9 protein-coding genes are annotated in these 13,968 nt (G+C 70.3%); 4 read left to right on the top strand and 5 right to left on the bottom strand.

What is annotated here, in order from left to right; all coding sequences use genetic code 11:
- The first annotated feature begins 27 nt into the window (after positions 1-27).
- Positions 28-660, top strand: coding sequence for a hypothetical protein (locus tag ACWGSK_RS16950; RefSeq protein ID WP_358511946.1), 633 nt, complete (start codon positions 28-30; stop codon positions 658-660).
- Between the two features lie 102 nt (positions 661-762).
- Here the strand turns inward: ACWGSK_RS16950 and ACWGSK_RS16955 are convergent, their stop codons facing one another.
- From ACWGSK_RS16955 to ACWGSK_RS16975, 5 genes are all read right to left on the bottom strand, one after another.
- The gene (locus tag ACWGSK_RS16955) at positions 763-2,448 is read right to left on the bottom strand and encodes a fatty acid CoA ligase family protein (RefSeq protein ID WP_452456195.1); all 1,686 of its coding nucleotides are present in this window, start codon (positions 2,446-2,448) and stop codon (positions 763-765) included.
- 17 nt (positions 2,449-2,465) lie between these two features.
- Positions 2,466-3,368, bottom strand: coding sequence for an alpha/beta fold hydrolase (locus ACWGSK_RS16960; RefSeq protein ID WP_452456196.1), 903 nt, complete (start codon positions 3,366-3,368; stop codon positions 2,466-2,468).
- Positions 3,369-3,419: 51 nt separating this feature from the next.
- Positions 3,420-4,046, bottom strand: coding sequence for a TetR/AcrR family transcriptional regulator (locus ACWGSK_RS16965; RefSeq protein WP_452456197.1), 627 nt, complete (start codon positions 4,044-4,046; stop codon positions 3,420-3,422).
- Positions 4,047-4,170: 124 nt separating this feature from the next.
- A complete protein-coding gene (locus tag ACWGSK_RS16970) occupies positions 4,171-4,824 on the bottom strand; it encodes a response regulator transcription factor (RefSeq protein ID WP_358511958.1) in 654 nt (217 codons plus the stop codon).
- A complete protein-coding gene (locus ACWGSK_RS16975) occupies positions 4,812-6,041 on the bottom strand; it encodes a sensor histidine kinase (RefSeq protein ID WP_452456198.1) in 1,230 nt (409 codons plus the stop codon). The genes ACWGSK_RS16970 and ACWGSK_RS16975 overlap by 13 nt, the downstream gene beginning before the upstream one ends.
- Positions 6,042-6,317: 276 nt before the next feature.
- Between ACWGSK_RS16975 and ACWGSK_RS16980 the strand changes: the two genes are divergently transcribed.
- From ACWGSK_RS16980 to ACWGSK_RS16990, 3 genes are all read left to right on the top strand, one after another.
- Positions 6,318-6,560, top strand: coding sequence for a hypothetical protein (locus ACWGSK_RS16980; protein ID WP_358511964.1), 243 nt, complete (start codon positions 6,318-6,320; stop codon positions 6,558-6,560).
- A 615-nt stretch (positions 6,561-7,175) separates the two neighbouring features.
- Positions 7,176-8,534: a serine hydrolase domain-containing protein gene (locus ACWGSK_RS16985; protein WP_358511967.1), complete on the top strand. Its 1,359-nt coding sequence runs from the start codon at positions 7,176-7,178 to the stop codon at positions 8,532-8,534.
- A gap of 65 nt (positions 8,535-8,599) precedes the next feature.
- Positions 8,600-13,968, top strand: a 5,369-nt coding sequence (locus tag ACWGSK_RS16990) for an amino acid adenylation domain-containing protein (RefSeq protein ID WP_452456199.1), incomplete at its 3' end; no start/stop codon positions are given.

Here is a 13,968-nt window from a genome sequence, read left to right on the forward strand (position 1 = left end):
GTTCCAACCTCTTGAGAAAGGCCCTTCGTGCCCAAGCACATGTCCGCCTCCGCCGCCCTCTCCTCGGGTCTGGCCCTGGCCCTGATGTTGAGCGGGTGCGGAGGTGATCCGGAGACGACCGAAACGGACGCGGCCGCCGCCGACGCACCCGAGACGGAAAGGGAACCGGAGGAGGGGGAGAACGATCGGCCGGAGAGAGACCTCGTCGACCCCCTGACGATCGCCCCCGAGAACCTGTGCACCGTGCTCTCCGAGGAGACCCTGGACGACCTCCTCGGAGAGGAGGACACGCGCAGCGACACACACGGGACGACGGGCATCCCCGACCCCGATGACCTGGACGACCTTGACCGGCTGCGGATGAGCTGCATGCTCGTCTCGGCGGCGGGCGGGACGATCCACTTCTCGATGGAGGTCCACGAGGGGCCCTACGTCGAAAGCACCCTCGCCTCCTACAGCGAGGAGGACGCCGACCCGGACGTCGACCTCGGTGAGTTCGCCGTCACCGGTGAGGGCGTCGGCGACGGGGCCGGGGTGACGGTGGTCGACGGACAGGTCCTCGTGGAGGTGACCTACGACCGTATGGGCGAGGCCGACCAGGACGAACTGTCGGAGGGCGCGCTCCGGGTCGCCGAGGAGATCATGGCGTCCATGGACTGACGGCATGGCCGCGATCGTCCAGGGGCGGGTCCTACGTTCCCGATCATCGGTGGCCCGGCTCGCACCACCGTGGACCCGCCCCTGCCCCGAGCGGGGCCCGCGTCACCGCTTTCTTCGACGGGCCAACGAGGCCCCCAACGCCGGTCGGTCGATCTTGGCGTTGTGCCGACGGTCCACGGGAAGGCGCCGCACCTCGACGAACTCGGTGAGGCCCCGGGTCGACTCGTTGCGTTCCGCCAGCGCGCGCAACTCGGCGGCCACCGTCGCGGAGTCGCGTCGATCCTCGTCGGAGCGTTCGACACAGACCACCGCGGCGATGCTCCCCGCCCGGGGCACACCGACCAGGGCCGCCCGGTGAACGGCCGGGTGGGTGGCCAAGACCGGCTCGACCCGCAACGGCAGGAAGATCCCGCCCCGGGTGATGACCCGATGCGAACGTCGTCCGCCCAACCACAGACGGCCCTGGTCGTCGAGGTGTCCGACGTCCCCCAACCGGTGCCACACCGTGCCGTCCGGATCGGGGACCTTGTTCGCGGCGGTGGCGACCGGGTCCTGGAAGTAGTCCTCGCTGATGTGCGGGCTACGGGCGATGACCTCGCCGACCTCGCCGGTCGGCAGGGCCTCCACGTCACCGATGTCGGCGATGTTCCCCTCGGTCACCGGGACGATCCGGAGTTCGACACCGGGCAGGCCCGGACCCACGCACAGGCCCTCACCGCGTTCGGTGCGCTCCCAGGTCTCCTCCAACACCGTCGTTCCCGAGATCTCGCACAGGGGAAGCGCCTCGGTGGCCCCGTAGTTGGAGTACAGCTCGCCCTCGGGGCCGAGCATGTCCCGAACCGCCGCGTACAGCGGCCCCTGGACCTCGGCGCCGCCCGCGACGATACGCCGCACGCTCTCCACCGTGATCGACTCGCGGCGGGCGTGCGCCGAGAGGTTTCGCAGTAGGGCGGGCGAACCGAACATCGACCGGACGCCGCGCTCCTCGATGGTGCGCAGCAGCGCCGCCGGGTCGGCGTCGCCGGGCCCCTTCATGGTGAAGTCCATCGGGGGGACCACCACCTGCCCGCCGGCCGACAGCGCGATGATCCAGAACATCGGGAACGTGGGCATGTCGATCACGTCGCCGCCGTCACCGAGCGCCCACTGGGCGCCGACCAACTCGACCATGGCGGCGAAGTTGCGTTGGCGCAGCACCGTGGGTTTGGGCTTGCCGGTGCTGCCGGTGGTGAAGGCGATGACGGCCGGATCGCCGGGTTCGACGTCGGCGGGTTCCGGTACGTCCGGAGCCCGGTCCGACAGCAGGTCGTCCATCGACCGCACGCCCGGCCAGGCGCCGTCCACGACGAACTCCTGACGCACCGTCCGCCTGCCCCAACCGAAGAGCCGTTTGGCCAGGTGCGCGCGGGGCGTACCGAAGAACACCTCCGGGCCGATCCGGTCGAGGCACTGCCGGACCCGCCGCATGCCGTGGCTGTAGGGCTCGACGCCCACCAGCGTGGCGCCCACACGGAAGAGCGCCGTGCCCAGCACGAGCGCGTTGAAGCTCGGCGGGACCATGAACGAGCAGAGGGTGCCCTCTCGGATCCCGGTGGCGCGCAGGCCTTCGGCCAGGCGTTCGGCGCGGTCCGACAGCTCGCCATAGGTCCGCTTGCGGTGGATGAGGACACCGTCGCGTCCCCTGTCGGTCTGGACCATGGCGACGCGGTCGGGGTCGGCGCGCGCCACGTCCAGGACTCGGTCGGCGACGCGGATGCGGTCGGGGGTGGTGGGGGTCGGTCCCGTCATCGGGGGCACCTCCGGGGTCATCGGGCGGGGGAGTCGACGTTGTCCAGGAAGGAACGGATCTCCTGGGTCACCGTCTCGGGCCGTTCGAGCATGGGCATGTGGCCCGCGTCGCGGACCAGGACACGATGCTCGGAGCGCAGCAAGGCGTCCAGGCGCACCCCGGCGACCGGTGACAGGACCCGGTTGCGGGCGCCCCAGATGGTGCAGAGCGGGGGCCCGTCGGGTCCGCGCACGATGCGGTAACTGGCGGGCAGGTCCGTGAGGACGTCGGTGAGGGCCGGTGTCTGGTCGTTCCGGAGCATGCAGGCGGTCAGTTCCGGGTCGTGGTGGAGTCCGGCGCGGACACCGGCCGGACCCAACTGGAAGCGGAGCGCCAAGGGGACGGCGGCGCGGGGGACGCGGATCCGACGCAGCGCCGCCCGCACCGGAGCGGTCACCGGCGACCAGGCCTCGGTGGGGGCCATGAGGATCCCGAGGCCTCCGCGGCGGAACGTCGCGTCCGTCAGGGGGTTGACCATGACGAGAGCCCGCACGTTCTTCGGGTCGCGGGCGGCGACCCCGGCGGCGATGGCCGACCCCATGCAGTTGCCGATCAGCGTGACGGGGGAGAGCCCGTCGTGCCGGACGAGGGCCGCGACCAGGTCCACGTGCGCGGCGAGGTCGATCGGCTCGGGCGGCATGGGAGAGGCGCCGAAGCCCGGTAGGTCGATGGCCACCACGCGGTGGTCGGCGGCGAGGTCGGCGATCTGGTGCCGCCAGATGCCGTGGGAGGTGCCGCCGTTGTGGAGCATGACGACGCCGGGTCCATCGTCGCCGGAACGTCGGACCGCGACCTCGACGCCGTCATGCCGGAACCGTTCGAGCGTGGCGTCGTCGGGTCGACTTCCGGGGTCGGAGGATTTTTGCGTGCTTTCTCCCATCAGGGCCTCCATGTCGCATTTCAGAGAATGATCATTCTCTGAAATCGGAGGCTACTGGGATGTGGTGCCCGCCACAACCCCCTGTGCGGGCGGAACGGCGCCGCGCAGGAGCCAGCCCACCGACTCGACGAGTCGCTCCGGCGACACCGCGTTCTCGTCGACCAGCCGCTGCATCGCGTACCCGTACGCCATGGCCTGCACCGCGCCGGCGAGCCGTTTCGCCACGTCGGGATCGGCCACCACACCGGCGTCGACGATGTTCGTCAAGAGGTTGGTCCGCACCTCGGCCAACAGCTGCGCGACGGCCTCCTCCAACGGAGGGTGCCGCAGCGCGTACAGCCAGAACTCGGCCATGAGGAGGACGATGTCGGGCGCGGTCTCGATCGTGGAGGTCCAGTTGGTGACCATCCGGGCGATCAGCTCGTCGTGGTCGGCGGTGACGTCGGCGTGGTGTCGACGCGAGGCCGCGCCCGCCTCGACCACGCGTCGGACCACGGCCAGGAAGAGTTCCCGCTTGCCGCTGAAGTTCGAGTAGATCGCACCGGTCGACATCCGGGCCTCGTGCGCGATCCGTGGAATGGAAGTGGCGCCGTATCCGTAACTCGCGAACACCGTCGCGGCGGCGTCGAGCAATGCCTCACGGGTGCGCTCCTGGCGCTGCTTGCGGATCCCGACCACGTCTGAGTCCTCCTCGTGTGTGTGCGGGACACAGACTAAGGCGATGCGTCACCCCGAGGGTTGGAGCCCGGAGAACGGTCGGGCACGGGCGTGGACGCCCACATGGAAGAACCGGCGGTAGGGGTCAGGCGCGTTCGGAGTCCAAGTAACGCAACACCGCGGCCACACGCCGGTCCGATCTGTCGTCGGGGGAGAGACCGAGCTTGCCGAAGATGCTGCGGATGTGCTTGTGCACCGCCCCGTCGGTCACGAACAGCTGCTTGGCGATGGCCGCGTTGCCCAGGCCCTCGGCCATGAGCGCCAGCACGTCGCGCTCGCGCGGGCTCAGCCTGCCGAGCGCCTCGTCGGCGTTCTGCCGCGCGAACAGTTGTGTGACCACCTCGGGGTCGATCACGGTCTGGCCCTTGGCCACCCGGCGCAGGGCCTCAAGGAACCGGTCCACCCGGCCGACCCGTTCCTTGAGGAGGTAGCCGACGCCCGAGGCGCTCACCGCCATCAGGTCGCTGGCGAAGGACTGCTCGATGTAGGCGGAGAGCACCAGCACCGGCAGACCGGGGTGGATCTCGCGGACGCGGATCGCCGCCCGCACCCCCTCGTCGGTGTGGGTCGGCGGCATGCGCACGTCCACGATGGCCAGGTCCGGTGCCTTCTCGGTCACGGCGTCGATCAAGGCGTCGGGATCGCCCACCGTCGCGGCGATCTCGAACCCCTCTCCCCGAAGCAGCGCGGCGAGCCCTTCCCTGAGGAGCGTGTCGTCCTCGGCGATCATGATGCGCACGGCAGCTCCGCGTGCAGGTGGGTCGGCCCACCGATGGGGCTGGTCACGGTCAACGACCCGTCGTGTGCCTCGACCCGCGTGCGGATCCCGGCCAGACCGGTGCCGGCCCCCTCACCGGCCCCACCACGGCCGTCGTCATGGACGTCGATGCGCAACGTGTTCTCCCTTTCGGTGACGCTGACCCGGGCGCGCGTGGCGTCGCTGTGCCGGGTGATGTTGGTGATGGCCTCGGCCACGATGAAGTAGGCCGTGGCCTCGATGCTGGAGGCGTATCGCTTCAGGCCATGGACCTCCACGATGCAGGGCACCGGGCAGCCACCGGCCAACGCGTTGAGCGCGCCCTCAAGGCCCCTCTTCTCCAAAGCCGGCGGGAGGATGCTCCGGATCAGTCCACGCATCTCGGCCAGGGCGTCCTCCGCGGCGCTCTGTGCCCGTTCCAGGACGTCATCGGCCTCCTCGGGGGACGTGCGCACGGCCCGCCGCGCGGTCCCCAACAGGATCGTGACGGCGACCAGCCGGTTCTGGGCGCCGTCGTGCAGGGCCCTCTCGATCCGGCGCAGCTCGGTGGTGTGGGCCTGGAGCGCGGCGGCCCGTGTCGCGGTGAGGTGGTGGATGCGTTCGGTGAGGACGGCCTGGGAACGCGATCCGAGCAACCACTTGCCCGGCAGGCCCTGGACACGTGCCAACGTCGGGCTCAGGCCGAACATGATGGCGCACCAGGCCAGGCCCAGGAAGCCGACGGCCAGGGCGCCGGGCCAGCTGTGCACGGGAAGCCCCACCGAGGCGCCCGCAGTGTTCGGGGGCAGTAGGTGCCACCACAAGGGGAAGGTGACGTCGCGGACGGCGATGATCGGGAGCAGGACCCCGAACAGGCCGAGGGGCAGGCCGAGGAAGGAGTGACACACGAGCCACAGGAGGTTCCGCCCCACCTGGACGTCGTCGTGGAGTGAGCCCAGCGCCCGAAGGGGGCCGCGCGGGACCTCGTCACCGTAGGGCTGGATGATCTCGGAACCCCAGCGCAGGAATCGGTCCCGTTCCCAGTTGGCCACCGTGCGCAGCAGGCGCAGGGCGGCGGGTACGAGGAGCAGACCGATCCCGAGGAAGGAGGTGAGGGCGACCGCGGCCAGGAAGATCAGGGTGAACAGTGCGGCCAACCCGGTCAGCAGCCCTCCCGAGAGCCGTTCCAGGCTGAGGAACATGTTGTGGAGCCCGGTCACGGTGAGGTTCCGGACGGGGGTGGGCGAACCGCTCCGTGTCGCCGGGCCGGGGGGTGTGTTCGTCTCCTGCGGGGGCACGGCAGAACCCTACCCGCCCGACCCGGCGGCGGTTCGGGCCGAGCGGACGGGTACAGCCTGCTGTACCCCGGGCGGGCAGACAGCGGGATGGATGGCGGGACGGGGGGTTCCTAGGGTGGTGTGCGTGCCCAACCCACGGGCCGTCATGACGGTTGTCCCTCGCCCGTCCGCGCGGCCGAGACCACAGGAGAACACGACATGACCGACCCCTACAGGTTCTCGAACACCCCCGCCGAACAGGGGCGTCGAGGTGACGTCGCCCCCAGGGGGCGACGTGCGGCGTTCCGAGGCGTGCTGTGGACACTGCTCATCCTCGGCGCGGCGGGCAACGCCGTCACCTCCCTGGGCGGATTCAACGCCCTGATCAGTCTGGCGTTCGGCCTGGCGACGGTTCTGTGCATCGTCCTGTTGATCGTGGACCACTTCCGTCACCGCGGCTGAGACCGGGCCGAAGGCGCACATCCGCCGGGGACCCACACGCTCGGCTCGACCGAGGAATTGTTAAAGGGTGAGAGATCTTCTCTCGCCCTTTTTTGTGTTGCTACCAGTTGTCTTCGTTTTATTAATGGAATGGCCGGATGCGGCCATTGCTTCCGGTAGCCCTACTCTATCGAAATATAGCTCTGTGTGATTTTGCGAGGTCGATTGCGTTTGTGAATATTTTTCATGTTGCGAGAAGTTGCCCCGCTCGATTCATTTTGGTGATACCAGTGAACGCGTGTAGGGGGTTTTTCTTTGCGGGCGGTTCATCTTTGGCGTCGGTCCGGTTGGTATCGCTCTGGAGGAAGTTTTTGCTGTTCAGGGTGGTCTTGTGAGTGTCCGATCGATGTTGGTTCGGCTTATCTCGAAGATCGCTTCCCGGGTGAATTTGTGAACTGCGTCCCATTTTTATCGGGCTTCTGGCCGATGTATTAAGGTCTTGGCCGTATGGTTTGCCATGGGGTGGGGGTGTAGGTAAGTATCAGTTCGCGGTACTGATGCTTTCCCTGTGGGCACGGGGCGTTATGTGTGGCCCAGGTTGCAAGTATTTCAAGCTTTTATTCTTAGGAGTTGATCTTGGAAAACGAGCTGTCTGGCCTGTTCAGAAGCCTGGTTCGTGAGCACGCCGTACCCGGGGCCCAGCTGTCGGTCTACCGTGAGGGAACCTTGTACGAGCTGGCCGAAGGGGTCGAGCACACGGGCTCGGGGCGGCCGGTCGGTCCGGCCTCCCGGTTCGCCTACGGATCGGTGTCCAAGATCTTCACCGCCGCCCTGGTCATGCAGTTGGTGGAGGACGGCGACCTCGATCTCGACGCGGCCCTGACCGACCACCTGAACGTTCGCGGTCTGCCCACCGGCCACCCGGCACACGTCACGACCCTGCGCCAGCTCCTCAGCCACACGGCGGGACTCGTCTCCGACCACGAAGCGGACCCGGCGCGAGCCGAACCCCTGCGCCACTACGCCGCCTCCCTCCTGCGGAGCGAATCGGTGGGCTCCCCCGAGAGCGCTTTCTCCTACTCCAACAGCGGGTACGCCCTGGCGGCCCACGTCGTGGAAGCCGTCACCGGCCAGGGCTGGTGGGAGACCCTGGAGTCCTACCTGGCCCTGCCCACCGGCCTCGACCTCGCCTTCGTGCACGACGCCCGAAGCCCCAAGGCGCCGAGTGGTCTGGTCAGCGGACACGCGGTGGACACCACCACCGGTCTCACCGAGCCGGTGGACTTCCACATCGAGCCCGAGCTGACCCCGGCGGGTGGTCTGGGTGGAAGCGCGACCACCCTGGTCGACTTCGCGCGATCCTTCATGGCTCCGGAGGACGCGGTGCTGGAGAGCGACATCGCCGACGCCACGATCCTCGATGAGATGGGCCGAGCCGTCCCCTCCGCCGACCCCTTCGGCCTGGCCGACGGCTGGGGCGCGGGCTGGGCCCTCCACCTGGCGACGGATCGCTTCTGGTACGGCCACGACGGCACACTCGACGGCGGGACCTGCAACCTGCGTGTCGACCCGGTGGGGCGCGTCGCGGTGGCTCTGACCACCAACGGCACCACCGGGATCCGGCTGTGGGAGGACCTGGTGTCCGGGCTGGGCGACCTCGGGTTGGACGTGGGGCACTACCGGCAGCGCACACCGGTGAGCCGACCCCGGAGGACGGGCGTGGACGTCACCGGGCGCTACGCCAACGGTGACCTCGCCGTCGAGGTCACCCACCAAGGGGACGGGACCCTGTGGTTCACCCTCTCCAATGGCTTCTCCGGACCGCTCGTCGCCGGCACCGACCTCTATTTCTCCGTGACGGTGGGCGATCTCGGCGGCATGTCCTTCGACGGCCGCTTCCTGCGTGCGACCGACGATCCCTCCACCATCGCGTCCATGCAGTACAACGGCCGCGTCCTGCGACGCACGTCCGCTCCCGTGCGTTCCCGGGCCTGAGCCCCGATCCGTCCTCCAGCCACTTCGGGTCCGTTCCCGGGCCGCCCCACACAGGAGTAGTGAACGTGCTGTCTGCCGATGCCTCCCCCAGCACCGACCAGCCCACCCGTACCCTTTCGGCCCTGTTCGCCGCGCGGGTGGCCCAGAGACCGGAGGCCGTCGCCCTGGTGTCGGAGGAGCTCACCCTCACCTACGCCGAACTCCAGGCCCTCGTCGAGCGCCGGGCCAGGGGCCTGGTCGCTTCCGGCGTGGTGCCGGGGGACCGTGTAGGAGTCCACTTGGGGCGCGGGGTCGACCTCGTGGTCGCCCTGCTCGCGATCACCCGGGTGGGCGCCGCGTATCTGCCACTGGACCCCGCCTACCCCGACGAGCGCCTGGCCCACATGCTCGCCGACTCTGGGGTGAACCTGGTCGTGACCGGCGCGGACACACCCTGGCAGGGCGATTCGGTGGTGACCACCGTCGACTCCGACCGGTTGGAGGGCACCGCTCCGCTCCCGGGTGCCGGGCCCCTGCCCGACGACGTCGCCTACGTCATCTACACCTCTGGTTCCACCGGCAGTCCCAAGGGAGTACTGGTCACCCACCGAGGCATCGAGGACCTGGCACGGACCCAGCGGGTCCGTATGAACGTCACCCCCGATTCCCGAGTGCTCCAGTTCGCGTCGCCCAGCTTCGACGCCTCGTTCTTCGAAGTGTGCATGGCCCTGCTCAACGGCGCCGCCCTGGTGGTCCTGCCACGACACGCGCTCCTGGGCGACGCGCTCGTGCGTACCCTGGCCGACCACCGCATCACCCACGTGACCCTGCCCCCCGCCGTGCTTCCGGGGCTGGACCCGACCGGTCTGCGTGATCTGCGGTCGGTCATGGTCGCGGGTGAGAGCTGCCCCGGGGCCATCGTGGAGCTGTGGTCGCGCGGGCGCGACGTGTTCAACGGCTACGGGCCCACCGAGACCACCGTGTGCGCCACCATGAGCGAACCGTTGTCCGGTGATGGCGTCCCGCCCCTCGGACACGCCGTCGACGGCACCAGGGTCATCGTGCTCGACGACCACCTGCGCCCCGTGGGTCCGGGTGGCAGCGGTGAACTGTACATCTCCGGGGCGGGGCTGGCCCGGGGCTACCACGGCCGTCCCGGACTCACGGCGGAGCGGTTCGTGCCCGACCCCCTCGGGCCGCCCGGAGCCAGGATGTACCGCTCCGGAGACCGAGTGCACGTGCTGTCCGACGGCGCCCTGGAGTTTCGGGGTCGCGTCGACAAGCAGGTCAAACTCCGTGGCTTCCGGATCGAGCCCGGTGAGGTCGAGACGGCCGCCATCGCTCTTCCCGAGGTGGCCAACGCCGCCGTCCTGGTGCGCGAGGACCGGCCCGGCATCCGTCGACTCGTGGCCTACGTGGCGGGTGAGCCGGGCGGTGCCGACCCGGAGGAGGAAACCGTCCTACGGGGCCTGAGGGAGGTCCTGCCCGACCACATGGTGCCCTCCGTGGTGGTGGTGCTCGCGGCCCTGCCCACCACACCCAACGGCAAGATCGACCACGACCGGCTGCCCGCGCCCGACGCCGTCCGACGAGAGTACGCGGCGCCCGAGGACGAGACCGAACGCGTCGTGACCGAGGAGTTCGCCCGCGTCCTGGAACTGGAGCGTGTCGGCCGCCACGAGGACTTCTTCGACCTGGGCGGGGACTCCATCCTCGCGGCGCGCGCCCTGTCGAGGATCGAGGCCGGCCTGGGCCGAGGCGTGGACCGCCGGGCGATCTTCACCCTGCGCACGCCGGCCCGCGTCGCCGCCGAGGGGATCACCGGCGAGGAGGCTCCCAGGCCCATCGAGCCCGTCGACCGGGACCGCCCCCTGCCGCTGTCCGCGGCCCAGCGCCGCCTCTGGTTCCTCCACCAGCACGACCCCGAGAGCGTCGAGTACTACACGGGCAGCGCCTACCGAATCCGCGGGGACCTGTCGGTCCCGGCGTTGCACGAGGCCCTGGGCGACCTCCAGGCCCGCCACGAGGCACTGCGCACCACCTACACCTCCACCGACGAGGGGCCGGTGCAGCACGTCCGTGCCCCCCGACGGACCGAGGTCCCGCTGTCCCGGACCGACCTGACAGAGTCCGGGGCGCACCGGGAACGGCGGCTGGAGGCACTGCTCAGGGCCGAGACGGAGCGTCCCTTCGACCTGGAGGACGGCTCGCCCTTCCGCGCCCTGCTGGTGCGCATGGGAGCGGACGACCACGCCCTCGTGCTCAGCGCGCACCACATCGCCTGCGACGGCTGGTCCGTCGACATCCTCGTCCGCGACCTCGGTACCTTCTATCGCGCCCGGGTCGAGGGCACCGTCCCGGAGCGCGCCGGCGCCGCACCGGTGGACTACGCCGACTTCGCCGTGTGGGAGCGGAACCGCTGGACTCGGGAGACCGAGCGGGAACACCTGGAGTACTGGACCCGGGAGCTGGAGGACGCGCGGGCCGCCGAGGTTCCCGCGGACCACCCCCGTCCGGCGGTCCGGACCACGGCCGGGGCGGTCCACCGCGCCGAACTCTCGCCGGAGGTCACCGCCGCCCTGCGCGACCTCGGTCATCAGCGGGGAGCGACCCTGTTCGTGACCCTCACGGCCCTCACCCAGCTCCTGCTGTCGGCGTCCTCGGGTAGCGCGGACGTGACCCTGGGCGTGGCCTCGGCGGGGCGCGACCACCACCAGGTGGACGACGTCGTCGGTTTCTTCGTCAATCCCGTCGCGGTGCGGACCCGGGTGGACCCCCGCGCCACCGCCGGGGACTTCCTGGACGGGGTGCGCGACACCGTTCTGGCCGCCTTCGACCACGAACTCCCCTTCGACCGGGTCGTGGACGCGGTGGTCGCCGAACGCGACCAGTCCCGCACGCCCGTCTTCCAGGCCCTCCTGGTGCTGCAGAACGCCCACACGGGCGCACTCGGCCTGCACGGCCTGGACGTGGCGCCCTTCGACCTGCCCCGCACCTCCTCCCTTTTCGACCTGGTCTTCGAGTTCGAGGAGCGCGGGGGCGGGCTCAGACTCGACCTGGAGTACAACACCGACCTGTACGACCCCGAGCGGATCGCCGCGCTCGTCGAGGGCGTCCGCCGGCTCGCCACCGCGCTCACCACGAACCCGGACCGGCCGGTCGCCCGGATCGGTGTGCGCACCGACGCCCAGGAGCGGGCTCTGGCGGAGTGGGAGGGGACCCACCCCGAGGGCGCGGAGCAGACCGTCCCGGAGGCGTTCGCACGGCGGGTCGCGCTCGATCCCGACGGGCTCGCGGTCACCTCGGCGGACACGGAACTGACCTACGCCGAGCTCGACGCGTGCTCGGCCGCCCTGGCCGAGCGGTTGCGCGCGCACGGCACGGGCGACGAGTCGCCGGTGCTGCTCGTGTTGGAGCGCGGGGCGCACGTGGTCGTGGCCATGCTGGCCGCCGCACGCGCGGGCGCCGCCTATGTGCCCGTGCACGCCGATGATCCGGCCGAACGTGTGGCGTGGCTGGCGCGGGAGACCGGAGCGGTCTGTGTTCTGACGGATGCCCCGTCGCGGGGGCGGGTCCAGGGCGTCGACGGACTTCCGGTGCTGGACCTGGACGGGCCCGAGGCCGATTCGGTCCGCTCCCGGGCCGATGCGCAGGCCCCGCCGGAGGCCGAGGCACGCGTCCTGCCCCAAAGCCTGGCCTACGTGATGTTCACGTCCGGTTCCACCGGCAGGCCCAAGGGCGTGGCGGTCACGCACGAGGACGTCGTGCGCCTGGCCCACGACCGGCTGTGGACCGGCGGCGACCACGACCGTGTGCTGTTCCACTCCTCCCACGCCTTCGACGCCGTCACCTACGAGATCTGGGCGCCGCTGCTGAACGGCGGTGTCGTGGTCGTCGCACCGCCCGGGCGCATGGACGCCGAGGAGTTCGCCGGGACCGTCCGCGCGCACGGGGTCACCGGGGTGTTCCTCACCACCGCGCTGTTCAACCTCTACTCCTCCCAGGACCCCTCCTGCTTCGAGGGTCTGCGCGAGGTCATGACCGGTGGCGAGGCGGCCAATCCGCAGGCGATGGAGCGGGCCGTCGAGGCCTGCCCCGGTACGCGGATCGCCAACGTCTACGGACCGACCGAGACCACCACCTTCGCCACCCGATTCCCCCTGCCGGGGGCCGTGCCCGTCCCGATGCCGATCGGCGGCCCGCTCGACGGCATGCGGCTGCACGTGCTGGACCCGCTGTTGCGCCGCACCCCTCCGGGGGCCGTGGGCGAGCTGTACGTGGGTGGTGCGGGTGTGGCGCGGGGGTATTGGGGGCGTTCGGGGTTGACGGCGGAGCGTTTCGTCGCCGATCCGTTCGGTTCGGGTGGTCGTTTGTATCGCACGGGTGATCTGGTGCGGTGGAACGTCGACGGGTGGTTGGAGTACGTGGGTCGGGCGGATTCCCAGGTGAAGTTGCGGGGGTTCCGGATCGAGCCGGGAGAGATCGAGTCCGCGCTGCTGGCCCTGCCCGGGGTGGCGGAGGCGTCCGTGCTCGTTCACCGGTCCCCGTCCGGGGCGCGACGCCTGGTCGGCTACGTGGTGCCGGACGAGAAGGGACTGCCGGAGGGTGGCGGGCAGGCCCTGCTCACCGAACTCTCCCGGGCCCTGCCCGCGTACATGGTTCCCTCGGCCGCGGTCGTGCTGGAGGCCATGCCGCTGAACGCCAACGGCAAGGTGGACCGGCGGGCGCTGCCCGAGCCGGACCTCGACGGACCGGGGGAGACGGTGGCCCCGCGTTCTGAGGTCGAGGGTGTGTTGGCCGGGGTGTTCGCTTCGGTGTTGGGTGTGGAGCGGGTGGGGGTCTTCGATGACTTCTTCGCTCTGGGCGGTGACTCGATTCTGAGTATTCAGGTGGTGTCGCGGGCGCGTCGTGCGGGTGTGGTGGTCTCTTCCAAGGACGTGTTCACGCGTGCGACGGTGGCCGGTCTGGCGGAGGTGGCCGAGGAGTCGGATGCGGCCTCGGTGGTGTGGGGTCCGGTCTCGGGTCCGGTGCCGTCCACGCCGATCATGCGGTGGTTCCTGGAGCACCACACGGTCCGACCGGACCACTTCAACATGTCCGTGCTCCTCGACCTGGCCGAGGACACCGACACCTCGCTGTTGCCGACGGTACTGGCGGGTCTGGTGGAGCACCACGACATGCTGCGCCTGCGCATGAGCCCCGGATCGGGCGGAACGGACGGCGCTGACGGCGCGGCCGTGATCGTCCCGGCGGGGGAGGCCGGATGCGAGCCGACCAGGGTCGACCTGTCCGGGCTCGACGAAGCGAGTGCTCGGGCCCTGGAACGCGAGCGCGTGCACGAGGCGCAGAGTTCTCTGGACCTGGTGTCGGGGCCGGTGGTGCGTGCGGTGTTGTTCGAGGGTGAAGGGGCTCCGCGTCTGTTGTTGGTGGTGCATCACCTGGTGGTGGACGGGGT

Source organism: Nocardiopsis sp. NPDC055551 (assembly GCF_053619415.1).